Genomic DNA, 535 nt, shown 5'->3' with positions numbered 1-535 from the left:
GATCGAGGTGAAGTCGCCGTGCTCGGCGGGACGATCGACGCCGGTCAGCGTGCCGAACCGGGCGCGGAGGTTGTCGAGCTCCTCGCCGACCTCGTCGTCGGTGACGTCCACGTCGGCCACGCTCACCGACAGGTCGTCCAGATCCGGGATCGTGATCTCGGGGCGGATGTCGACCTCTGCGGTGAACTCGAGGACGTCCTTGTCCTCGAGCTTGGTGACCTCGAAGTCGGGCTGTCCGAGCGTGCGGACGTCTCCGCTCTCCACGGCCTCCATGTACTTGGCCGGAATGGCCTCGTTGACGACTTCGTCGAGCACGGGGGCGCGGCCGATCCTGCTCTCGAGGACGGGGGCCGGTGCCTTACCGGGGCGGAAGCCGGGGATCCGGACCTGCTGAGCGATCTTGCTGTAGGCGCGGTCGAAGTTCGGTTTGAGCTCGTCGAACGGCACCTCGACATTGATCTTCACGCGCGTCGGGCTCAGCTGCTCGACGGTGCTCTTCAACGTTTTCTCCTAGCCGGGACAGTGGTATCGGTCG

At 66.0% G+C, this 535-nt stretch carries 1 protein-coding gene; it reads right to left on the bottom strand.

From position 1 onward, the window contains the following. Nucleotides 1-501 (bottom strand): trigger factor (locus ABD323_RS45030; protein WP_344447728.1); only part of this gene is annotated, 501 nt, incomplete at its 3' end. Nucleotides 502-535 lie beyond the last annotated feature (34 nt).

It is taken from the genome of Kitasatospora nipponensis (assembly GCF_039528135.1).
GTDB classification, from domain to species: domain Bacteria; phylum Actinomycetota; class Actinomycetes; order Streptomycetales; family Streptomycetaceae; genus Kitasatospora; species Kitasatospora nipponensis.
Note: the sequence above shows the minus strand (reverse complement) of the source record. Positions and strands in the feature narration are given on the sequence as shown.